26 protein-coding genes and 2 tRNA genes are annotated in these 25,301 nt (G+C 71.6%); 13 read left to right on the top strand and 15 right to left on the bottom strand.

The window, feature by feature from the left end; translation table 11 throughout:
- Nucleotides 1-7 precede the first annotated feature (7 nt).
- Nucleotides 8-262 (top strand): hypothetical protein, encoded by a 255-nt coding sequence (locus BAY60_RS25920; RefSeq protein ID WP_112283796.1) that lies wholly within the window; start codon nucleotides 8-10, stop codon nucleotides 260-262.
- Nucleotides 263-356: 94 nt separating this feature from the next.
- On the opposite strand, the gene BAY60_RS25915 is transcribed toward BAY60_RS25920, so the two are convergent.
- Nucleotides 357-764 (bottom strand): DUF7660 family protein, encoded by a 408-nt coding sequence (locus BAY60_RS25915; RefSeq protein WP_146771078.1) that lies wholly within the window; start codon nucleotides 762-764, stop codon nucleotides 357-359.
- Nucleotides 765-805: 41 nt separating this feature from the next.
- Between BAY60_RS25915 and BAY60_RS25910 the strand changes: the two genes are divergently transcribed.
- Genes BAY60_RS25910 through BAY60_RS25900 form a run of 3 tightly spaced genes read left to right on the top strand, consistent with a single transcriptional unit; the run spans nucleotide 806 to nucleotide 3,665 of the window.
- Entirely contained in the window at nucleotides 806-2,308 is a 1,503-nt protein-coding gene (locus BAY60_RS25910; protein WP_245992815.1) for a replication initiator, read from the top strand.
- 11 nt (nucleotides 2,309-2,319) lie between these two features.
- Nucleotides 2,320-2,499 (top strand): helix-turn-helix transcriptional regulator, encoded by a 180-nt coding sequence (locus BAY60_RS25905; RefSeq protein WP_112283792.1) that lies wholly within the window; start codon nucleotides 2,320-2,322, stop codon nucleotides 2,497-2,499.
- 14 nt (nucleotides 2,500-2,513) lie between these two features.
- On the top strand, nucleotides 2,514-3,665 hold the full coding sequence (locus tag BAY60_RS25900) for a site-specific integrase (protein WP_245992814.1): 1,152 nt from the start codon (nucleotides 2,514-2,516) through the stop codon (nucleotides 3,663-3,665).
- 70 nt (nucleotides 3,666-3,735) lie between these two features.
- On the opposite strand, the gene BAY60_RS25895 is transcribed toward BAY60_RS25900, so the two are convergent.
- Nucleotides 3,736-3,808: transfer RNA gene (locus tag BAY60_RS25895), tRNA-Lys, on the bottom strand.
- Between the two features lie 196 nt (nucleotides 3,809-4,004).
- Here BAY60_RS25895 and BAY60_RS25890 point away from each other — a divergent pair.
- Nucleotides 4,005-5,207: a L,D-transpeptidase gene (locus tag BAY60_RS25890; RefSeq protein ID WP_112283789.1), complete on the top strand. Its 1,203-nt coding sequence runs from the start codon at nucleotides 4,005-4,007 to the stop codon at nucleotides 5,205-5,207.
- A 58-nt stretch (nucleotides 5,208-5,265) separates the two neighbouring features.
- On the opposite strand, the gene BAY60_RS25885 is transcribed toward BAY60_RS25890, so the two are convergent.
- The 4 genes from BAY60_RS25885 to BAY60_RS25870 all read right to left on the bottom strand — a co-directional run bounded on the left by BAY60_RS25885 (nucleotide 5,266) and on the right by BAY60_RS25870 (nucleotide 7,878).
- Nucleotides 5,266-5,341 (bottom strand) — tRNA-His (locus tag BAY60_RS25885).
- Nucleotides 5,342-5,416: 75 nt separating this feature from the next.
- Nucleotides 5,417-6,022 (bottom strand): oligoribonuclease, encoded by a 606-nt coding sequence (gene orn, locus BAY60_RS25880; RefSeq protein ID WP_112283787.1) that lies wholly within the window; start codon nucleotides 6,020-6,022, stop codon nucleotides 5,417-5,419.
- Nucleotides 6,023-6,059: 37 nt separating this feature from the next.
- A complete protein-coding gene (locus BAY60_RS25875) occupies nucleotides 6,060-7,022 on the bottom strand; it encodes a S1C family serine protease (RefSeq protein ID WP_112283785.1) in 963 nt (320 codons plus the stop codon).
- Nucleotides 7,023-7,062: 40 nt separating this feature from the next.
- Nucleotides 7,063-7,878: a ribosomal RNA small subunit methyltransferase A gene (locus tag BAY60_RS25870; RefSeq protein ID WP_211330470.1), complete on the bottom strand. Its 816-nt coding sequence runs from the start codon at nucleotides 7,876-7,878 to the stop codon at nucleotides 7,063-7,065.
- A gap of 585 nt (nucleotides 7,879-8,463) precedes the next feature.
- On the opposite strand from BAY60_RS25870, the gene BAY60_RS25865 reads away from it, so the two are divergent.
- From BAY60_RS25865 to BAY60_RS25855, 3 genes are all read left to right on the top strand, one after another.
- A complete protein-coding gene (locus BAY60_RS25865; protein ID WP_211330469.1) occupies nucleotides 8,464-9,369 on the top strand; it encodes a DNA-3-methyladenine glycosylase family protein in 906 nt (301 codons plus the stop codon).
- A gap of 113 nt (nucleotides 9,370-9,482) precedes the next feature.
- Complete coding sequence (locus BAY60_RS25860; protein ID WP_112283781.1) at nucleotides 9,483-10,205, top strand: M50 family metallopeptidase; 723 nt, start codon at nucleotides 9,483-9,485, stop codon at nucleotides 10,203-10,205.
- A 145-nt stretch (nucleotides 10,206-10,350) separates the two neighbouring features.
- On the top strand, nucleotides 10,351-11,592 hold the full coding sequence (locus tag BAY60_RS25855; RefSeq protein ID WP_112284613.1) for an aldehyde dehydrogenase family protein: 1,242 nt from the start codon (nucleotides 10,351-10,353) through the stop codon (nucleotides 11,590-11,592).
- 4 nt (nucleotides 11,593-11,596) lie between these two features.
- Here BAY60_RS25855 and BAY60_RS25850 read toward each other — a convergent pair whose 3' ends face one another.
- The 3 genes from BAY60_RS25850 to BAY60_RS38080 are packed head-to-tail and all read right to left on the bottom strand — an operon-like array spanning nucleotide 11,597 to nucleotide 13,274.
- The gene (locus tag BAY60_RS25850; protein WP_112283779.1) at nucleotides 11,597-12,454 is read right to left on the bottom strand and encodes an alpha/beta fold hydrolase; all 858 of its coding nucleotides are present in this window, start codon (nucleotides 12,452-12,454) and stop codon (nucleotides 11,597-11,599) included.
- Nucleotides 12,451-12,834 (bottom strand): DUF4180 domain-containing protein, encoded by a 384-nt coding sequence (locus BAY60_RS25845; RefSeq protein ID WP_112283778.1) that lies wholly within the window; start codon nucleotides 12,832-12,834, stop codon nucleotides 12,451-12,453. Before BAY60_RS25845 ends, BAY60_RS25850 begins: the two co-directional genes overlap by 4 nt.
- On the bottom strand, nucleotides 12,831-13,274 hold the full coding sequence (locus BAY60_RS38080) for a helix-turn-helix domain-containing protein (protein WP_245992813.1): 444 nt from the start codon (nucleotides 13,272-13,274) through the stop codon (nucleotides 12,831-12,833). The genes BAY60_RS25845 and BAY60_RS38080 overlap by 4 nt, the downstream gene beginning before the upstream one ends.
- Nucleotides 13,275-13,736: 462 nt before the next feature.
- Here BAY60_RS38080 and BAY60_RS25835 point away from each other — a divergent pair, with 462 nt between their 5' ends.
- Entirely contained in the window at nucleotides 13,737-15,434 is a 1,698-nt protein-coding gene (locus BAY60_RS25835; RefSeq protein WP_112283774.1) for a DEAD/DEAH box helicase, read from the top strand.
- Nucleotides 15,435-15,453: 19 nt separating this feature from the next.
- On the opposite strand, the gene BAY60_RS25830 is transcribed toward BAY60_RS25835, so the two are convergent.
- The 4 genes from BAY60_RS25830 to ccrA form a co-directional block, all read right to left on the bottom strand.
- Entirely contained in the window at nucleotides 15,454-16,503 is a 1,050-nt protein-coding gene (locus BAY60_RS25830; RefSeq protein WP_112283772.1) for an adenylate/guanylate cyclase domain-containing protein, read from the bottom strand.
- An 8-nt stretch (nucleotides 16,504-16,511) separates the two neighbouring features.
- Nucleotides 16,512-16,961, bottom strand: a complete 450-nt coding sequence (locus tag BAY60_RS25825; protein WP_112283770.1) for a universal stress protein — start codon at nucleotides 16,959-16,961, stop codon at nucleotides 16,512-16,514.
- Between the two features lie 66 nt (nucleotides 16,962-17,027).
- Nucleotides 17,028-18,140, bottom strand: a complete 1,113-nt coding sequence (locus BAY60_RS25820) for a coiled-coil domain-containing protein (RefSeq protein ID WP_245992812.1) — start codon at nucleotides 18,138-18,140, stop codon at nucleotides 17,028-17,030.
- Nucleotides 18,141-18,166: 26 nt separating this feature from the next.
- On the bottom strand, nucleotides 18,167-19,510 hold the full coding sequence (gene ccrA, locus BAY60_RS25815; RefSeq protein WP_112283768.1) for a crotonyl-CoA carboxylase/reductase: 1,344 nt from the start codon (nucleotides 19,508-19,510) through the stop codon (nucleotides 18,167-18,169).
- A gap of 247 nt (nucleotides 19,511-19,757) precedes the next feature.
- Here ccrA and BAY60_RS25810 point away from each other — a divergent pair, with 247 nt between their 5' ends.
- Together BAY60_RS25810 and BAY60_RS25805 are read left to right on the top strand one after the other, a co-directional pair.
- Nucleotides 19,758-20,126: an SPW repeat protein gene (locus tag BAY60_RS25810; protein WP_112284612.1), complete on the top strand. Its 369-nt coding sequence runs from the start codon at nucleotides 19,758-19,760 to the stop codon at nucleotides 20,124-20,126.
- 112 nt (nucleotides 20,127-20,238) lie between these two features.
- A complete protein-coding gene (locus BAY60_RS25805; RefSeq protein ID WP_112283766.1) occupies nucleotides 20,239-20,838 on the top strand; it encodes a TetR/AcrR family transcriptional regulator in 600 nt (199 codons plus the stop codon).
- Between the two features lie 15 nt (nucleotides 20,839-20,853).
- On the opposite strand, the gene mce is transcribed toward BAY60_RS25805, so the two are convergent.
- Nucleotides 20,854-21,297 (bottom strand): methylmalonyl-CoA epimerase, encoded by a 444-nt coding sequence (gene mce, locus BAY60_RS25800; protein WP_112283765.1) that lies wholly within the window; start codon nucleotides 21,295-21,297, stop codon nucleotides 20,854-20,856.
- Nucleotides 21,298-21,430: 133 nt separating this feature from the next.
- Here mce and BAY60_RS25795 point away from each other — a divergent pair, with 133 nt between their 5' ends.
- Together BAY60_RS25795 and meaB are read left to right on the top strand one after the other, a co-directional pair.
- Entirely contained in the window at nucleotides 21,431-22,618 is a 1,188-nt protein-coding gene (locus tag BAY60_RS25795; RefSeq protein ID WP_112283763.1) for an acetyl-CoA C-acetyltransferase, read from the top strand.
- A 10-nt stretch (nucleotides 22,619-22,628) separates the two neighbouring features.
- Nucleotides 22,629-23,588 (top strand): methylmalonyl Co-A mutase-associated GTPase MeaB, encoded by a 960-nt coding sequence (gene meaB / locus BAY60_RS25790; RefSeq protein ID WP_112283761.1) that lies wholly within the window; start codon nucleotides 22,629-22,631, stop codon nucleotides 23,586-23,588.
- Nucleotides 23,589-23,887: 299 nt separating this feature from the next.
- Here meaB and pdxR read toward each other — a convergent pair whose 3' ends face one another.
- Nucleotides 23,888-25,273 (bottom strand): MocR-like pyridoxine biosynthesis transcription factor PdxR, encoded by a 1,386-nt coding sequence (gene pdxR, locus BAY60_RS25785; protein WP_112283759.1) that lies wholly within the window; start codon nucleotides 25,271-25,273, stop codon nucleotides 23,888-23,890.
- Between the last annotated feature and the right edge of the window lie 28 nt (nucleotides 25,274-25,301).

Raw genomic sequence — 25,301 nt, 5'->3', positions numbered from 1 at the left:
TGTGCCCATGCTGACCATCACACCACCCCTGGCTGTCGATAACGGCCACGTGTGGGTCCTGGTATCGGCCGAGTCCGGCGCGGTCGACGCCGCCCGGCTCGCCCACATCCCCGGCACCACCACCTTCGCCGCACTCCCGGTGCAGGTGTTCAACACCGCCGGGCTGCTGCCCACCTACGCCGACACCGGCGAACCCGTCACCGGATTCCGGTGGGCCACCACCGCCGACATCACCGCCCACCTCGACCTGTTCACCGAGTAAGGAGATCAGCACACCGGTGTCTCGCTCGACCGCGACATTCACCCCCAGCACCACACCGGCACTGGGGGCGGATGCCGTTGCCGAGCCGGGATGGCTACTGGTAGACGGTTGCTGCTCGCAGGGCAGCGCTGACGACGGTCCAGCTGTCCGACGGCATCGCCACCTTGCGCGCTGCGTAGTAGTCGTCGGCGTCTCCCAGCCACCAAGCCAGCGCTTCGAGATAGCCCGGCAGCGAATGGACGTCCCAGTTCGCCGGTGGACCATCGCTCCACTCACCCACCAGCGTGCGCAGAGTGTCGAGCAGGCGCTCCTTTCCTCGCGCAGCAGGTGCAGAGGGACATCCGGCCAGCCCGCAGTCGTCGTCTGGGTCCGTGTCGCGATGCTCGAACTCGTAATGGAAGCACACGAAGTGCATGCCCTCGAACATCGTGTAGTTCGCTCGCCCACGCACTACAGGGCGGCCACAGCGGCGGCATACGGGCGCCAGCTCAGTGTCGTCCACCGGCGAATCATGCCACGGTTGCTCGCCACAGGGGGTTCGGTATGGCCGTGCTGAGCACCTCGCCGCGCGAGCCCCTGAGCAGTACCAAGGTCCAGCGCGAGCTCGTCCGCCGCGCGTCGCAGCCGGGCTATCAGTGGTGGCTCACCCACGTCATGTCGGCTGCCGCCTGCTCGCACCCGGTGCGGCTCAAGCTGACCGCCACCTGGCACGGCGACGACGGCCGGTCCGAGGTCGAGCCTGTCACTGACGGGATGCCGGATGGTGTGCTGTACGCGGCGTGCAAGAACCGCCGCGCCACCGTGTGCCCGGCGTGTGCCGAGACCTACCGGGCTGACACCTACCAGCTGGTCAAGGCGGGCCTGGTGGGTGGCAAGGGCGTGCCGGACACGGTGTCCGGGCATCCGTGTTTCTTCGTCACCCTCACCGCCCCCGCCTTCGGCCCCGTCCACACCCGCGTGGTCGGCTCGAACGGCACGGTGCGGCCCTGTCGGGCTCGACGGTTGGGCACGGTGTGTGAGCACGGGCGGCAGGTCATCTGCCTGCAACGCCACACCGAGGACGACCCGCGCCTGGGCGAGGCCATCTGCCGGGACTGCTACGACTACCAGCATCAGGCCGTGTGGAACTTCCACGCCGGGGAACTCTGGCGGCGCACCACCATCACGCTGAACCGCAAACTCCGCCAGGCCGCCCAAGACCGGGGTGTGCACGTGCGGTTGTCCTACGCCAAGGTCGCCGAATACCAGCGGCGCGGAGTGGTGCACTTCCACGCCCTGGTGCGGCTGGACGGCTACGATCCCGATAACCGGGATGCGATCCTGCCGCCTCACCCGTCGATCACGCCGGAGCTGCTGGCCAGCTATCTGGAGCACGCGGCGACGGTCACCCGGTTCACCACCGCCTCGCACCCGAAGAACCGGCTCGGCTGGGTCATCCGCTGGGGCGAGCAAATCGACATCCGCCCCGTGCGGCTCGCCCCGGCCGACACCGACGACCGCGGGCACCTCACCACGACCGCGGTGGCCGCGTATCTGGCGAAGTACGCCACCAAGGCCACCGAGCAGGCCGGGCACGTCTCCCGCCGCCTCACAGCCACGGCGGCGGCCTACTACGCCGAGCAGGACACCCACCAAGCCCGCCAACTCATCGCCTGCTGGCAGCTCGGACAACGGCCCTTCTACCGCGACACCAAAGAGCAGCGCGCCGAGTGGGCCGACACCTGGGGCAAGCTGCAGAAGTGGGCCCACATGCTGGGCTTCGGCGGCCACTTCTCCACCAAGAGCCGCCGCTACTCCACCACCCTCACCGCCCTGCGTGCGGTGCGCAAGGCCTACCAGCGGGGCGAGCCACCCGAGCATCCCGGCCACGTGCCGGCCGATGCCGACCTGACCGGCGATGACACCACCGTCACCCTGACCTGGCTGTTCGACGGCGTGGGCTGGCTGACCATCGGCGACGCCGCACTGGCCAACACCGCTGCCGCCAAGGCACGCGAGCGAAAACAGATCGCCAAGGAAGAGATGGAAGAACTCGTTGCCGGATAAGGGAAGGAACCATGAAGGATAGGCTTTGGACGATCGAAGACGTTGCCGCCTACCTCGGCATCCCGAAGAACACGCTCTACCAGTGGCGCACCAAGGGCTACGGCCCCAAGGGGGTGCGCATGGGCAAGTACGTGCGCTACCGCGTTGAGGACGTGCTGGCGTGGGTGTCGCAACTGCGGGAGGCGGCGTAGTGGGCCGCCCACCGTTGGAGATCGGCACGCATGGCGCGATCCGCTATCTGCCTGCCGAGTCCGGGTTCGTCGCTCGGACGTTGTTCCGCGACTACGACGGCCGCACCAAGCAGGTCGAGCGCTGGGGCAAGACCAAGGGCCAGGCGGAGCGCAACCTCAAGCGCGCCTTGAAGGAACGCGCCGGGGCCGGGGGTGATGGCATCACCTCGGAGACGCGGCTACGCGAGATCGCCCAGGTGTGGCTGGCCGACGTCCGGCGTGATGTGGACTCCGGCGACAAGTCCCCCGGCACGGGCGAGACCTACGCGTCGATCCTGCACCGGTGCGTGCTGCCAGGTGTGGGGGAGCTGCGGGTGCGGGAGGCGACGGTGTCGCGGATAGATCGTTTCCTGACGGCGGTCGCGGCCAACATCGGCGTGCCCACGGCGAAGACGGCACGGTCGGTGCTCTCGGGGATCATGGGCTATGCCGCGCGCTACGGCGCAACCGATATGAACCCGGTGCGGGATACCCGACCCCTGAGCAACGGCCGCAAGAACGCGGCTCGTGCTCTGACTCGGCAGGAACGGCAGCAGTGGTTGAGCCAGCTCGAGGCCGACGAGAAGGCGGTGCGGTGGGACCTGCCGGACCTGTCCCGCTTCCTGATGGCGACGGGTGTCCGCATCGGGGAAGCGCTCGCGCTGTACTGGGAAGACGTGGACCTGGCCAACGGCGTCGTGGAGATCAAGTACACGGTCGTGCGGGTCAAGGGCCACGGGCTGATCCGCAAGCCCACTAAGACCGCCGCTGGGGAACGCGTGCTGCCGTTGCCGTCGTGGGCTGTCGACATGCTGACGAAGCGCCATCGTGCGGCCAGGGAGGCGGCTCGGCCGGACGCGAGCCCGGTCTTCGCCAGCTCGGAGGGCGGCCTTCGCGATCCGTCCAACACGCGCCGGGCGTTGCGCGATGCCCGGGGGACCGAGGGCTTCGCCTGGGTCACCTCGCACGTCTTCCGCAAAACGGCCGCCACCGTGCTGGACGATGCCGGTCTGAGCGCCCGGAAGATCGCAGACCAGCTCGGCCACGCTCAGCCATCCATGACGCAGGACGTCTACCTCGGGCGCAAGCTGGCAAGCCGAGAAGCGGCACAGGCCCTGGAGACCATCCTTGATAACCAGTCCACGTAGTTTCCTGTGGGAAACCTGTGGGTTGATCTTGGCGATCACCCGCGAAGGGTGCTCTGACCTGGGGTGGAAGTGCGCCATCAGGGACTCGAACCCCGAACCCGCTGATTAAGAGTCAGCTGCTCTGCCAATTGAGCTAATGGCGCGCGTCGCGCTCGGAACCTGCGTCGTGGTCCCCCTCAGCGACGAGAAAAAGATTAGCACGGTCCCTCCGGCCGCCTTCGCAGCACCCCCCGAACACGCTGAGGGCACAACTTGACCATATCTGCCACCTCCGGGTGAGGGATCGGGCACACTGTGCTCGCAACTGGGGCATGGTCAACAGGAAATGGATGTGTGCCGATGGTCGGTCGGGGTGGGCGCGGGTCAGGCTTGGGGGTCCGGCTGGTGGCAATGGTGCTGGTCGGAAGCGCGGTCCTCGCGGGGTGCACATCGGCGGCGAGCGAGACACCGTCACCCCGGAACGATCGGTCACAGACGGTAACCACAGTCGAGCCGGAGCCCGCCGTCCTGAGTCTCTCGGTGCCGAAGCGGGCCCACGACTTCGAGCCCGGCAAGCCGATCACGGCCACCGTGACCAACGGCACCATCACCGAAGCGTCGCTGGTCGGCACGCACGGCACCGTGGTGCGCGGCCGGATCGCGCCGGACGGGTCGGGCTGGCGGTCGGCGGAGCCGCTCGGCTACGGCAAGACGTACCAGCTCGCCGTCACGGCGAAGGGCGAGGACGGCAAACCGGCCACCGCCACGTCGACGATCACCACCGCGACCCCCGCTGCCCAGGTCGCGGTGTCGATGAACGTCGCCGACGGCCAGACCGTCGGCGTCGGCATGCCCCTCATCTTCACGTTCACCAGCGACATCGTCGACCGGAAGGCCGCCGAGCGGGCGCTGCGCATCACCGCCGAGCCGGACACCGAGGGCGCCTTCCGCTGGTTCACCGACAGCCAGGTCACCTGGCGGCCCAAGGAGTACTGGCGGCCGGGCACGACGATCCGCGTCAACGCCGCCGTCTACGGGCGGCATCTCGGCGGCGGCCTGTACGGCAGCGAGGACCGGCACGCGAAGCTGAAGGTCGGGGACAAGATCGTCGCCATCGCCGACGGCGCGACCCACCACATGCGGGTCTTCGTCAACGACCGCATGGTCCGGCGGCTGCCGATCTCGATGGGCAAGCCGTCGAGTTCGACGCCCAACGGCACCTACACGGTGATGAGCGAGCACACCGGCTACACCATGGACTCCAGCACCTACGGCGTCCCGGTGGACAGCAGCGCCGGTTACCGGCTGTGGGTGGAGACCGCCGTCCGGCTGTCCTACAGCGGCATCTTCTACCACTCGGCACCGTGGTCGGTCGGCTACCAGGGCAACACCAACACCAGCCACGGCTGCCTCAACCTCTCGCCCGAGGACGCGGCGTGGCTCATGTCCAGATCGCAGCCGGGCGACCTGGTGACCGTCCGCAACGCCGGCGAGCAGATCCTGGAGCCGACGGACGGCTGGAGCGTGTGGCAGCTGCCGTGGCGGGAGTGGCTTGCCGGGTAGGGCTGGACGACCCCCGGAAAGAAAAAGTCCCGCAGGCCTGTGACCTGCGGGACTGCGCTGGGGTGAGTAACGGGACTTGAACCCGCGACCCCCTGGACCACAACCAGGTGCTCTACCGACTGAGCTATACCCACCATGCGAGGTACTTCACCGAGCCCCTCGGCTGGATCATCATAGCGTGCCGCCTCCGCGGCACTGAACCGGGTTCCTCATTCGGGCCCCCGGAGCACCTCGTCGGCCGCCGCCCTGGCCTGTTCGGTCGTGGGCCCTGGCTGGGGGACGAAGGCGGTGCGCCGGTAGTACTCCAGCTCGCCGATCGACTCCCTGATGTCGGCGAGCGCGCGGTGAGCGAGGCCCTTCTCCGGCTTCGCGTAGTAGATGCGCGGATACCAGCGCCGGACGAGCTCCTTGATCGACGACACGTCGACCATCCGGTAGTGCAGGTACGCGTCGAGCGAAGGCATGTCCCTGGCGATGAAGCCGCGGTCGGTGCCGATCGAGTTGCCGGCCAGCGGCGCGGTCTGCGGATCCGGCACATGCTCCCGGACGTAGTCCAGCACCTGCTGCTCGGCCTCCTCCAGCGTCACCGTGGAGGCCCGCACCTCGTCGGTGAGCCCGGACTTGGCATGCATCTCGCGCACGATGTCGGGCATGTTCGCCAGCGCCTCGTCGCTGGCGTGGATGACGAGGTCGAGGCCCTCACCGAGGACCCGCAGCTCCGCATCGGTGACGAGCACGGCGATCTCGATGAGGGCGTCCTTCGCGAGGTCCAGCCCCGTCATTTCACAGTCGATCCAGACAAGACGGTCGGTCACCCGGCAAACCCTAACGTGACCGCAACGGAGATGCCTGTCACGTACCGTTCTCGATGTTGTCCACGATGGCTTTCGCGTCGTCGATGGGGATCGCGAATCCGATGCCGATGCTGCCGGAGGACGGCGAGTACATGGCGGAGTTGATGCCGATCACCTCGCCGGAGGTGTTCACGAGCGGGCCGCCGGAGTTGCCGTGGTTGATGGAGGCGTCCGTCTGGATCGCCGTGTAGCTGGGTGTGCCGGCCGCCTGGTCGAACGCCTGCCGCCCGCCGAACGGCGACGGCTGCTCCTGCCGGCGGTTCAGCTCGGACAGGTGGCGGTCGACGGCGCTGACGATGCCGGACGTCACCGTGTTTTGCAGGCCCGCGGGCGAACCGATGGCCACCACCTCCTGGCCGACCTGCACCGACGCGGAGTCGCCGAGAGTCGCCGGGGTCAGCCCGCTCGCGCCGTGTGCCTGCAGTACGGCGATGTCCGCGGTGGTGTCCGCGCCGAGCACGCTGGCCCGGTAGGTGGTGCCGTCGGACAAGGTGACCTCGACGTCACCGACCGCACCGTCGACGACATGCGCGTTGGTGAGGATCTTGCCGTCCTCCGACAGGATCACGCCCGAGCCGATGGCCTCGCCGTCGGCCGTGGTGACGTCGACCTGCACCACGCTGGGCAGCACCTTCCGCGCGACCGCGCTGACGTCGGAGCCGGTGTTGGCCACCGTCTGCCCCGTCGCCGAGCCGAGCGCACTCGCGGCCGACCCGGACGATCCGCCGTCGGCGGCGGTGACGATGGCGGCCCCGCCCGCGCCGCCGACGAGCGCGGCGACCACCGCCGCACCGGCGGCGAGCACGCCCACGCGCGATCTGGCCCGCTTGCCGCCCGCGGGCTGGTGGTGGTCCGGACCCGCGGGCGGTGGCGGGACAGGTGGCTTCGCGAACAGCGGATGGTCCTGCTGCCGGTCCGTCGGTGAATGCGGCTGCTCGGGTGTGTGCGGGTTCTCATCCATGGGCCCAGCCTCACGCGCTGGGGTGAGAGCAGCCTGAGGATCACCCCGCGTCTGGCTGAGAGTTTCCCGATCGTGTGAGTTCCACCGCCAACGCGGCCCATTGCCGCGCGGTGACGGTGCCTGCCAGGGCCACCGGGTCGATGCCGCACCGGGCCAGTGGCCGGCGTGGCCGGTAGCCGGTGACGCGGGCGACGACGCGCAGCACCGGCCGGTGCGGGTCCCCGTAGGCGGCGTCGAGCAGCGCGCGCAGCAGCTGCCCCGCCTGGCCGCCGAGGCCGGGCCTGCGTTCGATGAGCAGGTGTGCCGAGTCCACAGTGGGCGCCGGCTGGAAGCACCGCGCAGCCACCCTGCGCACGAGCCGCAGGTCGAAGCGGGCTGCCCACCACGCGAGTTCGGCTGACCGCGGAACCGCGGCCGTCAGCCGCCTGGCGAAGCCCCATTCGACCACCAGTGCGGCACGTCGCAGCGCCGTGGCGCGCGGGTCGAGCAGGCGGCGCAGCAGCACGGTGGAGATCGAGTAGGGGATGCTCGCCACGACCAGGAAAGGCTTGCGCGGCAGTGCGATCGTGCGGGCGTCGCCGTCCACGACGCGCACGTTGCCAGCGTCGGCAAGACGCGTGCGCAGCCGCCCCGTGAACGCGGGATCGCGCTCGACGGCGATCACCCGGGCGCCTGTCGCCGCAAGTGGGACGGTGATGGCGCCTGCGCCGGCGCCCAGTTCGACGACGAGGTCGCCGGGTCCGGGAGCGCAGGAACGGATCAGCTGCCGCACGACCGGGCGTGAGACGAGGAAATGCACGCCCGATGGGTTGGCCCGCGGTGCGCGGGCAGGACGAGATGGCCGGGATCCGGACATGGTGGTGCTCCGTCATGAACGAGATGGAGCGCGCACGGCGGCGCGCGGGGACGGTCATGACGCAGCGACCGGACTCAAGGCCGGAAACCGTCCACCCGACGCCCTGACGACGGGCGTGGGTGGAGGTCAGCGCACGAGGGCGGCGCGCCCGTGTGGCCGGTTGCGGAGACCGGCCACGATCAGGCGCGTGCCGAGACTGTTCCAACCCCCGCGGCTGTCGCCTGCGGGTCAGGTGCTCCGTTCACAGGGCAGCGCAGGGTGGAGATGGCTCACTGTGCTGAGGTTCGCGGTCGCTGCGCTCAGGCGCGCCGCGGCCGCAGCCGCGCGAACGCCACGCGGCAGCCGGACAAAGATCCCATGGCATCGACGATAGCGGCCCGCGCAACCGGATTTTCCGTTCACGCCGGGCTGCTGACGTCACGAGACGCCCGTTCGCGACCAATTTCGGCGGATTCACGGGCGGGCGGATCCACTCGCGAATTCACCCCTCGCGCACCGGGACGAGGTCGTTCTAGCGTCGGCACGACAAGGTCTCGAGCGCGAAGAAGGGAGTCCACAATGGGCATATCGTTCGCGAACAGGTGCGTGACGGAGGACATCGAGGTGCAGGGCGCGTTCGACCTCGCCGCGTGTGCCGGGTTCACGTCCGGCTCGGTGTCGGCGGCGCACGACGGCTCCCCGGTGCTGCGCCTGGCATTCCCGGTGGACGGCAGCTGGGCGTCCGTGGGAGCGCTGGTGCGGCAGCGTGCGCCCGATGTGGTGAGTGTGGAGGTGTCCGCACCGCCCGGCCCGGCTCGCGCGGCGGTGACGCAGGTCCGCCGCGTGTTGTCACTGGACCTCGACGGCGTGGCGTTCGCGGCGGTGGCCGAGGCCGACCCGGTGGTGGGCTGGCTGTGGCGGCGGCATCCCGGGCTGCGCCCGGTGTTGTTCGGCTCGCCGTACGAGGCGGCGTGCTGGGCAGTGGTGTGCCATCGGCTGCGCATCGCGCAGGCGGCGAGGCTGACCGGCAGGCTCATCGAGCGATACGGGGTGCCGGTCGAGGTCAGCGGGGTGGTGTTGCCTGCGTTTCCCGCGCCGGGCGCGCTGCGGGACCTCGACCGCGCCACCGGCCTGTCCGACGCCAAGCTGCGGCGGCTGGAAGCCATCGGGCGGGCAGCGCTCGACGGTGCGCTCGACGCCGGGCTGCTCCGGTCGATGACGCGGGAGGACGCGCTGGCGCATGTCCGGCAACTCCCCGGAATCGGGCCGTTCTCGGCTGAGCTTGTGGTGGCGCGCGGGGCGGGTCACCCGGATCTGTTCCCGAGGGAGGAGGTCCGGCTGCACACCGAGATGGCGTGCCGCTATGGCGTCCGCGACCCCGGCGAGCTCGAGCACATCGCCCAGGGCTGGCAGCCGTATCGGAGCTGGGTCGCCTTCCTGTTGCGGGCCTCGCGTGAGCTGCGCACGGGCGAGCGCGCTGGGGGACGGCTCAGGCCGAGCGAAGGCGGGTGAGGCCGCGGACGGGACGGGACGAGGCCAGGAACGCCGACGATAGCGCGGCGCGGATCCGGACGCGGGGAAAGGGGGTCACCGTGGGCAGACATCGGTTGTGGTGAGCTGAGGGCGTGCATCCAGCCCAGGCAGACAGTGAGATCTGGCGAGCGTTCGACCTGAGCCTCGCCACCGCGGGAACGATCGCGCTCGTTGCCGGGATCGTCGCGTTGCTCGCCGTGGTCGTCCGCGCACCGTGGCGGCTCGCGCGCAACGTGGTGACGATCGTCCACGAAGCCGGCCACGCTCTGGTGGCGGTGCTGGCGGGCAGGCGCCTGCAGGGCATCCGCCTGCACTCGGACACCTCGGGGGTCACGGTGTCGCGGGGCAGGCCGACCGGGCCCGGCATGGTGCTCACCACGCTGGCGGGCTATCCGGCGCCCGCGGTGCTGGGCCTGGCGTTCGCGGGGTTCGTCTCCGCCGAGAACCTGACCGCGGTGCTCGGCATCGCCGCCGTGCTGCTGCTGGGCGTGCTGGTGATGGTGCGCAACGCGTACGGGATCTTCGCGGTGGTGGTGTCGGCGGCGGTCCTGGCCGGAGTCGCACTGCTCGCGCCACCGGCGCTGCAGGCGGCCTTCGTCTACCTCATGGCGTGGTTCCTGCTGTTCGGTGCGGTACGGCCGGTGTTCGAGCTGCAGGCCAAACGGCGCCGGGGCGCGGCTCGCGACTCCGACGCCGACCAGCTGGCCCGGCTGACGGGGGTGCCGGCCGCCATCTGGCTGCTGGTGCTCACCGTGCTGACCGTCACCTGCCTGGCCGCGGGCGGCATGCTGCTGATCGAGCCCGCCGTGCGCTGATCCGGGTGTTCCCGCTCACCGGGAACGCCGACCAGCGCGGTCTCCGCCGACCGGAGTGCGGCACACTGGTGCCTCGAACACCGGTGTTGGGTGTCGTGCACGTGTCGCGACACCGGCGGGAGAGGGCAGTGCAGTGACGGACGCGGTGACGGTCGAGGTGGCGAAGGCAGTCGAGGAGTGCGCGCGGGCGGCCAAGGCGGCGGCACCGTCGCTCGCCGCGGCCCCGGACACGGCGATCGACGCGGCGCTCACCGGCATGGCCGAACGGCTGCTCGCACACCGCACCGAGGTGCTCGAGGCCAACACCGCCGATGTCACCCGCTCCCGCACCGAGGGCATGAGCGCGGGACTGCTGGACCGGCTCACCATCACCGACGACCGGCTCACCGGTATGGCCGACCAGCTGCGGCTGCTCGCCGGTGCGCCGCACCCCGAGCGGTCCATCCCGGTGTCCACACTCGACGGTGGACTGCGGCTGGTGGAGCGGCGCAGGCCAGTGGGCGTGATCGGCGCCAACTACGAGGCACGGCCCAACGTCACGGTCGACGTCGCCTCGCAGCTGGTGAAGTCGCGCAACGCGGGCGTGCTCCGCACCGGCTCCGCCGCGCTCGGCTCGGCGCAACGGCTGCTCGAGGTGGTGATCGGCCCGGCGCTGGCCGACGCGGGCATCGACGCCGACGTGATCCAGCTGGTGCCGCGGGTCGAGCGCGAGGCGGCGGCGGCGCTGGTGCGCCTGCCCGCCCTGGTGCCGCTGGTGATCCTGCGCGGCAGCGGCGACAGCACGCGGGCGCTGGCCACCGAGGCCGCCACACACGGGGTCCGCACGCTGGCCCACGCCGACGGCGGCGGGGTGCTGTACGTGGACTCCGCCGCCGACGCGGACACGGTGCGCTCCCTGGTGGTGGCAAGCCTCGACCGGCTCGGCGTGTGCAACCGGCTGAACCTGCTGCTCATCCACGCATCGGTGCACGACGCGCTGTGGCCGGTGGTGTCCGAAGCGCTCGCCGAGCGCCGGGTGCGTGCCTCCCTGCCGCCGCACGAGCACCCCATCGGCTACGAGTGGGCGCTCGACTCGGACCAGGAGGCGACCGTCACGGTCGCGAAGGTCGACAGCCTCGCCGAGGCCGTCGGCATCGCCAACGAGCACACCTCCGGGCTCGCCGCAGGCATCGCCACCGAGGATCCCGACGCCGCGGAGGCGTTCCTCGACGGCTACCAGGGCACCGGCGTGTTCTGGAACGCGCCCACGCGGCTGCTCGACGGCTTCAAGCTGCTCGGCGTGCCGGAGACCGGCATCAACCTGGACAAGGTGCCCGGCCCCCGTGGCCCCGTCACCTACACCGACCTGTACGTGCGCCAGTACGCCGTGCTGCCCGCCCGGTCGTGAGGCGCTAGCGGCCCTCGTCGCGCAGAAACGCCAGGATCGTCTCCGTCTGGCCGATGATGGAGTGGCCGACACCCGGCAGGATGCGGACCGTGGCGGACGGAAGACACGCCTGGGCGCGGCGGGCCGTGTCCTGGCTGTCGAACATGGCATCCCGCTCGCCGGCGACGATCAGGGTGGGCATGGTGAGCGTGGCCAGCTGCTCGTCGGTGAAGACCGGCAGCCGCTGCGTGCGTGGCCGGAACTCCCGGAAGACGGGCACCATGGCGTCCAGCAGGGGCCGTGCCTCGGGCGTGGTGAGCCCGGCCACCGATTCCAGTGCCTTGCGTTGTCCCCACCGGCCGAGCCTGCGCAGCAGCAGCGCCCTGGGCAGCCAGCCGACCTTCTGCCTGCCGATGCCACCCGGGCACAGGCACACCAGCCGCCGCACGCGGTGTGGCCTGCGGGTCGCGTAGTCCAGCGCGAGCCAGCCGCCCAGTGACGCGCCCACCAGGGACACCTCCGCCAGGCCCCGCGCGTCGAGCACCTCGTCCAGCCATGCGGCGTAGGCGGCCGAGCCCAGCGGCGGCCGCGCGGGCGCGCTCAGGCCCGGCTCGCCGATGAGGTCGACCGCAAGAACCCGCACGTGCTCGGCCCACGTGGCGACGTCGTCCCGCCACATCGCGGTGTTGGTCCCCGAGCCGTGGAGCAGCACGGCCGGCGGGGCGCCCTCGGCCCCGGAGTCGATGACGAACGTGTCGCCCTGCGCTGTCGTGACGGTGTGCTGCCGGGCCGGAACCGGCCAGGAGCGCAGCGCCTCCTGGTAGGCGGACTCGATCACCTGCCTGCCCCGTGCCGAGCGGTAGATCGGGACGGGGCCGGTCATGACGCTGTTCCCTCCAGCCGCGCGCGAAGCTCGTCGAGGTGGGGGACGAACCAGAACGTGGATCCCCGCTCGCATTCGCGGACCAGGTCGCGCAGGGCCGTGCTCGCCGCGATGTGCGCCGTGATGTCGCCGACAACGGCCAGTCCCACGCGGTACTGCGCAAACTTCTGCGCGACCCGGCCGGCGATGCCGGTGCGCAACCGGAAGAAGTCAGGGCCGAGCCGGTCCGCGGGCACCGCGACCCAGTCGGCCTTCGCGCCGAACGCCTCGCCCAGCACCTGCAGCGCGCCACTCTCGCCGGGCAACACCGGGCCGGTTTCCGGATACACGAGCAGCCGGACGTCCCCGACGTTCTCCACGGCCACCTGTGCCTCTGTCATGACCCCTCCTCCACGATGGCGGCGATGACGCGCAGCGCGCTCGTCACCGGCTCCAGCCCGCCCAGCAGTACGACCTTCAGCCGCGCCCGCTCCTCGTCGTAGACGGTGTCCACCCGCAGCGGCTCTCCGCCGGCGCGCCCGTTCTCCACCATCGCGGCGCCGAGCATGGCGTCGATGCGGCTCAGCAGGTTCGGGTCGGCCGCCTCGACCTGCACCACCGTCGTGACCTCCGCCTGGCGGGCGCGGCTCACCGCCTCCCGGGCGCTCGGCTCGGGGGACTCTCCGGTGAACGTGGCGAGGTCGCCGGCCGCGATGCGGTAGCTCTTGCCGACCCGGGTGCCCTTCAGCCTCCCGTCCCGCACGTAGCCGCGGACCGTCTTCACGTGGAGGCCGAGCAGCTCGGCGACCTCGTTCACCGTGTACAGCCGCTGGGGTGCCACACTTGCTCCGTTCCGGTATCCATAGTTCTCTATCCTTCCGTACAATCTACCAGATGGGCGCAATAAGGAAGTTCTGAGGAGGTAGGGAAGGGGAACAAACGGCACGACGAGGTGGTTGAACAGGGCCGGTCGACGTGTCGGAGGTCCGGCGCCAGGGGGTCCCCGCGACGGTGTGGTGGTGGGCGCCCACAAGCCGGCAGGGCTCGTGCCGTACCCTGAAACCGGTGGGCCGTGATCGTCGCGGTCCTGACACGAATCAGCACGTGGAGTTCGACGTCGTTCCGGTGCCCTGTTCGGGCCTGGGCGACAGGCAGCTGAGGCCGGTGCGACCACGTACCGGTCTGGCGTCATGACGTGACGGCAACTCGGGTGGACATCGCGTGCTCGACCGATCGCCGTGGGAACGAATCCTGCGGCGGCATCCGCATTCGCAACGCGTCCGCTGGGACGAGGAGAACACGCATGACCGAGAACGCCATGGAATCCACCACGCCCGCAGGCGGTTTCGCCGACCTGGGCCTGCGCCCGGAGCTGCTGAGCGCGCTGACCGCCGTGGGCTACGAGGAGCCCACGCCGATCCAGTCCGCCGCGATCCCGCCCCTGCTGGAGGGCCACGACCTGGTCGGCCAGGCCGCCACCGGCACCGGCAAGACCGCCGCCTTCGCGCTGCCGATCCTGGAGCGCCTCGCCGCGCACGAGCGCACGGGCTCCGGGCCGCGCGCCATGGTGCTGGTGCCCACCCGCGAGCTCGCGGTGCAGGTCTCCGAGGCCATCTACCGCTACGGCAACGACCTGGGCATCCGCTCGCTCGCCGTCTACGGCGGGCAGCCGATCGGGCGCCAGTTGCGCGCACTGGAACGCGGCGTGGACGTCATCATCGCCACGCCCGGCCGCGCCCTCGACCACATCGCCAGGGGCACCCTCGCCCTGTCCGGGCTGCGCATGGTGGTGCTCGACGAGGCCGACGAGATGCTCGACATGGGCTTCGCCGAGGACATCGAGGCGATCCTGCAACACACCCCGGACGACCGGCAGACGATGCTGTTCTCCGCCACCATGCCGCCGAGGATCAGCGGCATGGTGAAGCGCTACCTCACCGACCCCGTGCGCATCGAGCTCGCCCGTGAGCTGCCGGCCGAAGGCGAGACCGCCCTGGTTCGCCAGGCCCTCTACGTGGTGCCGCGCGGCTACAAGCCCGCCGCGCTCGTCCGCGTGCTCGACGTCGAGGTGCCCACCGCGGCCATCGTGTTCTGCCGCACCCGCGAGGAGGTCGACCAGCTCACCGCCACGCTCAACGGCCGCGGCTACCGCGCCGAGGCGCTGCACGGCGGCATGGACCAGCAGCAGCGCGACCGCGTCGTGGGCAGGCTCCGCAACGCCGCCGCCGACCTGGTGGTCGCCACCGACGTCGCGGCGCGCGGCCTGGACATCGAGCAGCTCACGCACGTCGTGAACTACGACGTGCCCAGCTCGCCCGACTCCTACGTGCACCGCATCGGCCGCGTCGGCCGCGCTGGCCGGGAGGGTACCGCGATCACGCTGGCCGAGCCGCGGGAGCACCGGCTGGTCAAGACGATCGAGCGGGTCACCAAGCACAAGCTCGACCCGCGGCAGCTGCCCTCGGTCGAGGACCTGCGCTCGCGCCGCTCCGAGCTGATGCTGGCCGCCCTGCGGGAGCGCCTGCTGGAGGGCGACCTCGACCGTTTCCGGGCGGTCGTGGAGCCCCTCACCGAGGAGTTCGACACCGTCGACATCGCGCTCGCCGCCGTCGCACTGGCCCAGCAGGCCAACGGCGCCACCGCCGAGGAGGAGATCCCGGAGGCGCCGCTGCCCGGCTCCGGCCCTGCCGGAAGGGGAGGCCGGGACCTGTCGATGCCGGGCCGGGACAGGCGCAAGAGCCGTCCCGGCACGCGCGGCATGACCCGGCTGTTCGTCGGGACCGGCCGCACCGCCGGCGTCCGGCCCCAGGACCTCGTCGGCGCCATCGCGGGCGAGTCGAGCCTCAAGGGCCGCGACATCGGCAACATCGAGATCGCGGACCGCTTCTCGCTGGTCGAGGTGCCCGACGCCGCGGCAGACCATGTGATCGCCGCACTGCAGGGCAGCCGGATCAAGGGCCGCAAGGCCACCGTGCGCAGGGAGCGTTCGCAGGCGCGGTGACGCCCGGTCTCCCGCCGGGTCAGCCGCGGCCGCGGCGCGGCGGGTCCAGACCGAGCAGGTCGGCGGCCAGTTGCTGGCCGCTGCCGAACGCCCGGCCCGTGTCGCGAGCCCTGCGCAGTGCGGCGGGCCGCACGCGGCTGTAGCCGCGGACGGCCACCGCACGCCGCGAACGCACCGTGTAGTCCGGCTCGTCCTTCAGCGCTCCGGCCAGCTCGCGGTCGACGAGGATCGTGCCGGGCCGGGCGATGGAGGTCAGCCTGCTCGCCAGGTTCACCACCGAGCCGTACACGTCGCCGAACCGGCTGAGTACGCGGCCCAGTGCCATCCCGGCCCGCACGGCGGGCAGCTGCTCGTCGGCGCCGGTGCGTTCGGTCAGCGTCAGCGCGATCTCGGCGGCGGCCACCGGTTCGTCGGCGACGAACAGCACCTCGTCGCCGATCATCTTCACGACGCGGCCGTGGCACTCGGCGATCACCTCGGTCGCCAGCGTCTCGAACCGCTCCAGCACCTGGCTCAGCTCGGCTTCGCCCACCCGCCTCGTCATCCGCGTGTAGCCGACCATGTCGACGAACCCGACGACCTCGCTGCGTGCCTCCAGCTGCTCGTCGGGCGCGGCGAGCGCGCGGCCCGCGTAGGCGGCAAGGTGCCGCCGCCACACGAAGTTCTGGACGTGCTCCAACTGGGGCAGCAGCCCCTCGACCAGCGCGCCGATCTGCCGCTCGTCGGCGGCCAGCTCGGGATGGTCGGCGATGAGCGACCAGAGCAGTCCCGACTGCCACTCGGCGAGGCGGGACAGGTGCAGCCCGACCGCCCTGGCCACCGACGTCTCCAGGTCGCGGTCCAGCAGCCCGGCCTCCACCAGCTGGTCGGTGATCCGCATGGCCTCGACGTCGGCGTCGGTGAAAACCACGTCGTCGTCGGCGGCCGCGGCGAAGCCGAGTGCCCGCCAGAGCTGCTTGGAGCGTTCCTCCGGCACGCCGGCGAGTTCGGCGACCTGGAGCCGCGTGTACTTGCGCTCGCCGCCCAGCAGGATGCGCTCCAGGCGCCGCTGCAGTGGCTCCTCGGCCATCGGCGCGGCTACGTGGTGTGCACGATGAGCACGTCGACGCCGGACTTGCGCGCCACCTCCGACGGCACCGAGCCGAGGATGCGGCCGGCCAGCGTGTTCAGGCCGCGGTTGCCGACCACGAGCAGGTCGGCCGAGCGCTCCGCCACGACCTTGCGCAGCGAGGCCACCGGCTCGCCGACCACGGCCTCCGTCTCGATCCTCGTGGCGCCCGCCTTGACGGCGCGGTCCCTCGCCGAACGCAGTGAGTCCTCGGCGGGAGCCGAGCCGACCACCTGGTAGGCCTCGTCCCGCAGCTCCTCCTGCGCCCGCTCGACCTCCTGCTTGCTCGCCGGGTAGTAGGCGCAGGCGATCACGAGCGTGGCGCCGGCGTCACCGGCGACGGCGGCCGCACGCTCCACGGCGGCGAACGACGTCTCCGAGCCGTCCGTGCCCACGACCACGGTCTGATAGGCGGCCATCACGCTCCTCCAGCCAGCTGCACGATCGGTCTGGAGGCAGACAGTAGCGCCCCCGGCGCCAGTTAGCTACTCGCGAGTCGGTTTCGGCCCGACGGACACCGTGGCGGGGATCGTCTTCTGATCGGCGAGTCCGCCGTTGTGCTCCGCGCGCCCTCGTTCGGCCTGCCGCCCGGGAGTGGCCGCGGGCTCGGCGCCCTCCAGCGCGGCGTCGGCCTGCGCCAGCATGGCCCTCGCCGCGTTCACCTGCTCGGCGATCTTGCCGCGCAGCGCGCGCAGCGACTCCACCTTGGCCGTGGCCTCGGCCATGATCCGGTTGGCCTTGTCGGTGGCCTCGCGCACACGCCGGTTCGCCTCGTCGGACGCCTCGGCGACGCGCGCGTTGGCCTCGCTGATCGAGTTCTGCTTGCGCCGGTTGGCGTCCTCCACCGACTCGCGGTGCCGCCGCTCGATCTCCGCCTTGGCCTTGGCCTGCTCGTCGGCGACCTCCTTGCGGATGGCCTCGGCCTCCTCGGTGGCCTCGCGCACGCGGCGCTCCGCCTCGGCCTTGCTCGCCGCCTCCTGCTCGGCCAGCGCGCGCATCGACTCGGTGCGCCGCGTGGCCATGGCGATCTCGAAGTCCTCCTCGACCTGGGTCCGGCGCTGCTCGGACTCCCTGTCGAGCCGGTCGCGCTCCTCCTTGGCCTTGGTGGTGATGGACTCCGCCTCGGCCCGCGCGTCCTCGAGGACCTTGCGGTGCTCGGCCTCCATCTCCCTGCGCCGCTCGGCCAGCTCCGTCAGCAGCTGTTCGTAGCGTGCGCGCATCGCGCTCGCGTCGGACTCCGCCTTCGCCCGGATGTGCCCGGCCTCGGCCTCGGCCCGCGCCTTGGTGTCGCTGGCCTCCTCCTGTGCGAGCCGCAGCATCCGTTGCAGCCGCTCGGAAAGGCCCTCGATGGTGGTCGGCGGCTGGCCCAGCCGGTCGACCTGCGCGCGCAGGTCGTCGATCTCGATCCGCGCCGCCTCGAGTTGCCTCGCCAGGTCACCGGCCTGCGAGATGGCGGCGTCGCGGTCGGACGTGAGCATCTTGAGATCGGCGTCCAGCCGTTCCAGATGCTCGTCGACCTGCGCCCGGCTGTAACCGCGCTTCTCGAAGTCGAAGCCGGCGCCCAGCGGCACAAGCTCTCGTTCTTCGCCAAGGCTCATGGCCCCACCCTAACGGGCGGCCGTGACTACACGCCGCGGAAGGCCTGTATCGCGGAAAGGTGTTTCGCGCGCATTTCCTCGTCGCGCACGCCGAGCCCTTCCTGCGGGGCGAGACACAGCACTCCGACCTTGCCCTGATGCAGGTTCCGGTGCACGTCGAAGGCGGCCTGGCCGGTGTCGGCGAGCGAGTACGTCTTCGACAGCGTGGGGTGGATGTGGCCCTTGGCGATCAACCGGTTGGCCTCCCACGATTCGCGGTAGTTCGCGAAATGCGACCCGATGATCCGCTTGAGGTTCATCCAGAGATACCGGTTGTCGTAGGTGTGCAGGTAGCCCGACGTCGAGGCGCACGTGACGATCGTGCCGCCCTTGCGCGCGGCGTAGACGGAGGCGCCGAAGGTCTCCCTGCCGGGGTGCTCGAACACGATGTCCGGGTCGTCGCCGCCGGTGAGCTCGCGGATCCGGGTGCCGAAACGCTGCCATTCCTTCGGGTCCTGGGTCTGCTCGTCCTTCCAGAACCGGTAGCCCTCGGCGACGCGGTCGATGACCAGCTCGGCGCCCATCCGGCGACACAGCTCGGCCTTCTCCGGACTGGACACCACGCACACCGGGATGGCGCCGCCGTTGAGTGCGTACTGGGTGGCATAGGAGCCGAGCCCGCCCGAGGCACCCCAGATCAGCACGACGTCGCCCTGCTTCATGTCGGCGCCGTTGCGGGAGACGAGCTGGCGGTAGGCGGTGGAGTTGACCAGGCCGGGGCAGGCGGCCTCCTCCCACGTCAGGTGCGCGGGCTTGGGCATCAGCTGGTTGGCCTTGACCAGCGCCACCTCGGCGAGCCCGCCGAAGTTGGTCTCGAAGCCCCAGATGCGCTGCTCGGAGTCGAGCATGGTGTCGTTGTGCCCGTCGGGGCCCTCCAACTCGACGTTGAGGCAGTGGGCGACCACCTCCTGGCCCGGCTTCCAGGAGTGCACGCCCGGCCCGGTGCGCAGCACGACGCCGGACAGGTCGGAGCCGACGACGTGGTAGGGCAGGTCGTGCCGCTTGGCCAGCGGGGACAGCCTGCCGTAGCGCTGGAGGAACTTGAACGTGGGCAGCGGCTCGAAGATCGAGGTCCACACCGTGTTGTAGTTGATCGCGCTGGCCATCACGGCCACGAGTGCCTCGCCGGGGCCCAGCTCGGGCACGGGGACGTCGTCGAGGTGCAGCGCCTTGCGCGGGTCCTTGTCCCTGCTCGGCATGCCGTCGAACATCTCGACGTCCTCGGCGTGCACGGTGACACCCCGGTAGGACTCCGGCACCGGCAGCGTGCCGACGGCCTCGGTCTCGCCGGCCATGATGGCCTGCTGGATGTCGCTCAGGGCGTTCGCCATGGGGGCCTCCGTGAGGTCGGTGCAGGGCTCGCCGACACAAATTACTGGCCAGTAACCCGTTGCACAACTGTACGACCGCAGAGGTCGGCGCACAGCACTGCGAGTTCCCCCGGTCGGGCATGTCGCGAGGGTTTGACCGGCCGGCCAATCAAGGTGCATCATCGACGTGGGACCGCGAGTTCCGCGGCCTCCCGCGAACGGGCCTTCCGGCCCGCCCGCGTCAGCTGGGTCAACGGAGGTGATCACCATGGCTGAGACCTCGGCACGTCCCTGGACGCGTCCGCATGACTGGGCAGAAGTGGTACTGGGTGTGGTGCTGGTTCTGTCGCCGATCTGGATGGACACCAACAACGCCGCCCTGTGGACGATGATCGTGCTCGGCGCGCTCATCGCCATCGACGGCCTCGCCTCACTGGCGATGCCGGGCATGGTCTACGGCGAGGGCATCCAGATCGTCCTCGGAGCACTGGCGTTCGTGTCGCCGTGGGTGATGAGCTACACCGACTTCGGCGGCGCCGCCTGGACCTCGTGGATCGTCGGCGGCCTCACGGTTCTCGTCGGCGCGGCGGCACTGCCGCTGGCCAACGCCGCCCACCGCACCGCCGGTCAGCACTGACCACCCCATCCCAGGGCTCACGCCGCCGCCCGCGAGGGCGACGTCGTGAGCCCTGCGGGCGTTAAGGTGAGATACCGCGCATCGCCAGGAACACATGCCGAAAGGGGCAGCGATGGCCGCGAAGAAGGCCGACGACCCCTCGGCCAGGGAGCGCATCCTCCTCGCCGCCGAGCGGCTGTTCGCCGAACTCGGCTTCGACGCCACGCCGACCTCCCGGATCGCGGAGGTCGCCTGCGTGCCCAAGGGCCTCGTGCACTACTACTTCCGCCGCAAGCGCGACCTGCTCAGCGCGCTGGTCGAGCGGCTGCCCGACGAGCACGTCGAGCCGTCGAGGGTGGTCGTGCCCGGCGACGTCGCCGAAAGCCTGCGCAGGCTCGTCGCCGAACTCGACCGGCGGCTGGAGGCCTCGCAGGTGCTGTCCCACCTGCTCTGGCGCGAGGCCGATACGCACCGGGCCGTGCGCGACGCCCTGCAGAGCCGCTACGAGGTGCTCGTGCAGCAGGTGCGCGCGGTGATCCTCGCGGCGGCGGGCGCGGGCACGCTCGCGCTCGCCGACGTGGACAGCGCGGCCGCGCTGCTCGCCCTCGCCGTGAGCTACCGGCACTCGGTCGCCCGGCATGCCGAGGATTCCTCCCCGGAGGAGATGCAGCGCGAGCTGGACTTCATCGCCGGCTCGCTGGCGTTGCGCGCGCAGGCCGCCCGGACCTCGTAGAACGGCTGGACCAGCTCAGTGCTCGCCCGCGGGCTCGACGAGCTCCACGAGCACGCCGCCCGCGTCCTTCGGGTGCACGAAGTTGACCCTGCTGCCCGCCGTACCGCGCCGGGCCTCCGGGTAGAGCAGGCGCAGCCCCTTGCCGCGCAGCGCCTCGGCGGCGGCGTCGACGTCGGTCACCCGGTAGGCCAGCTGCTGCAGACCCGGACCCTTGGCGTCGAGGAACTTCCCGATGGTCGAGTCGGGCCGCAAGGGCGCGAGCAGCTGCACCGCGGGGCCGCGCTCGTCGCCGGGCGCGTGCAGCATGGCCTCCCGCACACCCTGCTCCTCGTTGACCTCGGTGTGGGTGGCGACCAGCCCGAAGTTGTCCGCGTAGAACGCGATGGCGGCATCGAGATCAGCGACGGCGACCCCGACGTGGTCGATCGTCGTGATGAACGGCTTGAGTGCCTCCTGCATGCAGCGAGGATAGGCCGCCAGTGCGGGCGCCGAGTGTGATCCGCGCTGCGTTCGTTTCGCCGCATTCGATTCAGAGCGCCACCCGGCCGGTATCGTCGAATGGTCGCTCGCGCAACGAGGCTTGGAGGCTGTTGTGACCGGTTCCGTGATCCTGGGTGCCGCCCGTACGCCGATCGGCAGGCTGCTCGGCTCGCTGAAGGACTTCTCCGGGGCCCAGCTCGGGGGCATCGCGATCAAGGCCGCGCTCGAACGCGCGGGCGTGTCGCCGGACGCGGTGCAGTACACGATCATGGGCCAGGTGCTCACGGCGGGCGCAGGCCAGATTCCGGCCAGGCAGGCCGCCGTCGCCGCGGGCATCCCGATGGACGTGCCCGCGCTCACCGTCAACAAGGTGTGCCTCTCCGGTCTCGACGCCATCGCGCTCGCCGACCAGCTGATCTGCGCGGGCGAGTTCGACCTCGTGGTCGCGGGCGGTCAGGAGTCGATGACCCAGGCGCCGCACCTGCTGCCCAAGTCGCGGTCCGGCTTCAAGTACGGCGACACCACCCTTGTCGACCACATGGCCCACGACGGGTTGTTCTGCGCGTTCGACCAGGTGGCCATGGGCGCCTCCACCGAGAAGTACAACTCCCGCTACGGGCTGACCCGCGAGGAGCAGGACGCCTTCGCCGCCCGCTCGCACCAGCTGGCCGCCAAGGCCATCGCCAACGGCACGTTCGCCGACGAGATCGCCGAGGTGGAGATCCCGCAGCGCAAGCAGGACCCGATCGTCTTCTCCACCGACGAGGGCGTGCGCGGCGACACCACCGTCGACGGACTGGCCAAGCTCCGGCCCGCCTTCGCGGCCGACGGCACCATCACCGCGGGCTCGGCGTCGCAGATCTCCGACGGTGCCGCGGCGGTGGTCGTGGCGAGCAGGGCCAAGGCGGAGGAGCTGGGCATCGCGCCGCTGGCCGAGATCGGTGCCCACGGCGTGGTCGCCGGGCCGGACGCCAGCCTGCACGAGCAGCCGGCGAACGCCGTCAAGGCCGCGCTCGCCAAGGCCAAGCTGGAGCCGGGTGCGCTGGACCTGGTGGAGATCAACGAGGCGTTCGCCGCCGTCGGCCTCGTGTCGACCCGGCAGCTGGGGATCGACCCGGACATCGTCAACGTCAACGGCGGAGCCATCGCGCTCGGTCACCCGATCGGTGCGTCCGGCGCCCGGCTGGCGGTGCACCTGGTGCACGAGCTGCGCCGCCGTGGCGGCGGGCTCGGCGCGGCGGCCCTGTGCGGCGGTGGCGGCCAGGGCGACGCGCTGCTGCTGACCGTGCCCGCGAGCTGACGAGCGGTCCGTGCTCGATGTCGCCGGCCTCGTCGGGCGGGCGCGGGACGGTGAGCCTCGCGCCGTCGCCCGGCTGATCTCGCTGGTCGAGGACGCCCACCCGCGGCTGCGCGACGTCGCCGCCGCGCTGACGCCCCACACCGGGCACGCGCGCGTCGTCGGGCTCACCGGGCCGCCGGGTGTCGGCAAGTCGACCTCGACCTCGATGCTGCTCTCGGCGCTGCGGCGGCAGGGCAAGCGGGTCGGGGTGCTCGCCATCGATCCCTCGTCGCCGTTCTCCGGTGGTGCGCTGCTCGGCGACCGGATCCGGATGACCGAGCACGCCACCGACCCTGGCGTGTTCATCCGTTCCATGGCCACCCGCGGCCATCTCGGCGGTCTCGCCTGGGCGACGCCGCAGGCGGTGCGCGTGCTCGACGCGGCGGGTTGCGACGTCGTGCTGGTCGAGACGGTCGGAGTCGGCCAGTCCGAAGTGGACGTGGTGCGGCTCGCCGACACCACGGTGGTGCTGCTGGCACCCGGCATGGGCGACGGCATCCAGGCGGCCAAGGCCGGGGTGCTGGAGATCGCGGACGTGTTCGTGGTCAACAAGGCCGACCGGGACGGTGCCGACGTGACGATCCGGGAGCTGCGGCAGCTGATCTCGATGGGCCGCAGGGAGCTGGCGGGCCCTCGGTGGCGGCAGCCGATCGTGCCGACCGTCGCCGCCAAGGGCGAGGGCGCCGACGACGTGCTGCGGGCGCTGGGCGAGCACGAGAACTGGCTGCGCGAGCACGGGGAACTGCAGCGCAGGCGGACGGCGCGCGCGAGCGGAGAGATCGAGGCCATCGCGATGCAGCGGCTGCGGGCCGAGCTGGGGGAGCTGCGCGGCGGCGACCGGCTCGTCGAGCTGGCGAGCCGGGTCGTCGGCAGGGAGCTCGACCCCTACGCCGCCGCGGACGCCCTCGTGACCGATCTGCGCGGCGGCTGACGCAAACCCGAGCCCCGCTTCGGACCCCGCGCGGTGGCGAGCCGAAGGTGCCCGTGGGTACACGGCAGGTGCCCGGGGTGCCCTTGGGCTCGGTGGGGGACGGTAGGCGAGCCTGTTTCGGACCCCGCGCGGTGGCGAGCCGAAGGTGCCCGTGGGTACACGGCAGGTGCCCGGGGTGCCCTTGGGCTCGGTGGGGGACGGTAGGCGAGCCTGTTTCGGACCCCGCGCGGTGGCGAGCCGAAGGTGCCCGTGGGTACACGGCAGGTACCCAAGGGCACCCTCGGCTCGGCCACGGGGTGCTAGCCGAGCACGTCGGCCAGGGTCCGGCTCAGCGCCTCGACCGCGCCCGAGAAGGCGTGCTCCGCCGGGGTCGCGTAGCCGAGCACGAGACCCTGCCGGTGCGGCCCCGGCGTGTGCCAGTGCGGGCCGAGCGTCTCCAGGGTCAGCGAGTGCCTGCGCGCCGCGGCGAGCACGTCGCGTTCGGCCGGGCCCGCCTCCGGCAGGGTGAGCAGCACCTGCAGCCCGGCCGAGATGCCCTGCGGGCTCAGCGCGCGGGGCAGCGCGGCGAGCAGCCGGTCGCGGCGGGTCCGGTAGGCCGTGCGGCGGCGCCGCACGTGCCGGTCGTAGGCACCGGAGTCGATCAGCTCGGCCAGCACCAGCTGCTCCATCACCGGCGCCCGCCAGCCCTGCGCCGTCAGCACGGCGCGGACAGGGTCGACGAGCGCGCGCGGCAGCACCAGCCAGCCCAGCCGCAGGCCGGGCGCGAGCGTCTTGCTGGCGGTGCCCGCGTAGGCGATGCGCTCGGGCGCGAGGGCCTGCAGCGCGCCGACCGGCTCCCGGTCGAACCGGAACTCGCCGTCGTAGTCGTCCTCCACGACAAGGCCACCCGTTGTCGTCGCCCAGCGGGCCAGTGCGCTGCGCCTGCCCGGCGCGAGCGTCATGCCCAGCGGGTACTGGTGCGCGGGCGTCACCACCACCGCCGGGGTGTCCAGTTCGGACACGCGGATGCCGTCGGCGTCCACCGGCACGGCAACGACCGTCAGCCCGGCTGCGGCCGCGATGTCGCGGTGTATCCACAGCGAGGGGTTCTCGAAGGCGAGGTCGCGTTCCCCGCGTTCCCGCAGGGCCGTGGCGAGCACGAACATCGCGTGCGAGTAGCCCCCGCAGACGACGATGCGCTCCGGGTCGGCCAGCACGCCGCGGCTGCGAGCCAGGTAGCGGGCGAGCGCTTCACGCAGCGGCCTCGCGCCCCGTTCCTCGGTGTAGCCGAACGCCGAGGAGGGCGCGCGATGCAGGACCCGGCGGGTGGCGGCCAGCCAGTCAGTGCGCGGGAACGCGGACAGATCCGGGCTGCCCGGCCGCAGGCTCCACCGGGTGGCGGGCTCGCTCGCGGCGGCGCGCGGCGGCGACGCCGGAGGACCGCCGTGGGCGGCCACGGTGGTGGGCGCGCCCTGGCGGGTCCGCAGGTAACCCTCGGCCGCGAGGTCGGTGTAGACGCGCGTGACGGTTCCCCTGGCGATGCCGAGATCGGCGGCGAGGGCACGGGTGGACGGCACCACGCTGCCGTGGGCCAGCCGTCCCGTGCGCACGGCATCGCGCAGCGCGTCGGCGAGGCCCTGCCGCCCGGTGCGCGGGTCCCAGTCGAGGTGGACGTCCGGCCCGACACTGGTCCACGATCCTGCCACGTCACTGGACCATACTCGTGGGCCAGTC

This window comes from Prauserella muralis, assembly GCF_003202285.1.
Classification (GTDB): domain Bacteria; phylum Actinomycetota; class Actinomycetes; order Mycobacteriales; family Pseudonocardiaceae; genus Prauserella_B; species Prauserella_B muralis.
This window is presented reverse-complemented; position numbering and strand designations above follow the sequence as displayed.

Excerpts from the sequence above, each read along its gene's own strand:
- BAY60_RS25920 (WP_112283796.1), top strand. The coding sequence starts at position 8 with ATGCTGACCATCACACCACCCCTGGCTGTCGATAACGGCCACGTGTGG.
- BAY60_RS25910 (WP_245992815.1), top strand. The coding sequence starts at position 806 with ATGGCCGTGCTGAGCACCTCGCCGCGCGAGCCCCTGAGCAGTACCAAG.
- BAY60_RS25905 (WP_112283792.1), top strand. The coding sequence starts at position 2,320 with ATGAAGGATAGGCTTTGGACGATCGAAGACGTTGCCGCCTACCTCGGC.
- BAY60_RS25890 (WP_112283789.1), top strand. The coding sequence starts at position 4,005 with ATGGTCGGTCGGGGTGGGCGCGGGTCAGGCTTGGGGGTCCGGCTGGTG.
- BAY60_RS25875 (WP_112283785.1), bottom strand. The coding sequence starts at position 7,022 with ATGGATGAGAACCCGCACACACCCGAGCAGCCGCATTCACCGACGGAC.
- BAY60_RS25870 (WP_211330470.1), bottom strand. The coding sequence starts at position 7,878 with ATGTCCGGATCCCGGCCATCTCGTCCTGCCCGCGCACCGCGGGCCAAC.
- BAY60_RS25850 (WP_112283779.1), bottom strand. The coding sequence starts at position 12,454 with ATGACCGGCCCCGTCCCGATCTACCGCTCGGCACGGGGCAGGCAGGTG.
- BAY60_RS25845 (WP_112283778.1), bottom strand. The coding sequence starts at position 12,834 with ATGACAGAGGCACAGGTGGCCGTGGAGAACGTCGGGGACGTCCGGCTG.
- BAY60_RS25835 (WP_112283774.1), top strand. The coding sequence starts at position 13,737 with ATGACCGAGAACGCCATGGAATCCACCACGCCCGCAGGCGGTTTCGCC.
- BAY60_RS25830 (WP_112283772.1), bottom strand. The coding sequence starts at position 16,503 with ATGGCCGAGGAGCCACTGCAGCGGCGCCTGGAGCGCATCCTGCTGGGC.
- BAY60_RS25825 (WP_112283770.1), bottom strand. The coding sequence starts at position 16,961 with ATGGCCGCCTATCAGACCGTGGTCGTGGGCACGGACGGCTCGGAGACG.
- BAY60_RS25820 (WP_245992812.1), bottom strand. The coding sequence starts at position 18,140 with ATGAGCCTTGGCGAAGAACGAGAGCTTGTGCCGCTGGGCGCCGGCTTC.
- ccrA (WP_112283768.1), bottom strand. The coding sequence starts at position 19,510 with ATGGCGAACGCCCTGAGCGACATCCAGCAGGCCATCATGGCCGGCGAG.
- BAY60_RS25810 (WP_112284612.1), top strand. The coding sequence starts at position 19,758 with ATGGCTGAGACCTCGGCACGTCCCTGGACGCGTCCGCATGACTGGGCA.
- BAY60_RS25805 (WP_112283766.1), top strand. The coding sequence starts at position 20,239 with ATGGCCGCGAAGAAGGCCGACGACCCCTCGGCCAGGGAGCGCATCCTC.
- mce (WP_112283765.1), bottom strand. The coding sequence starts at position 21,297 with ATGCAGGAGGCACTCAAGCCGTTCATCACGACGATCGACCACGTCGGG.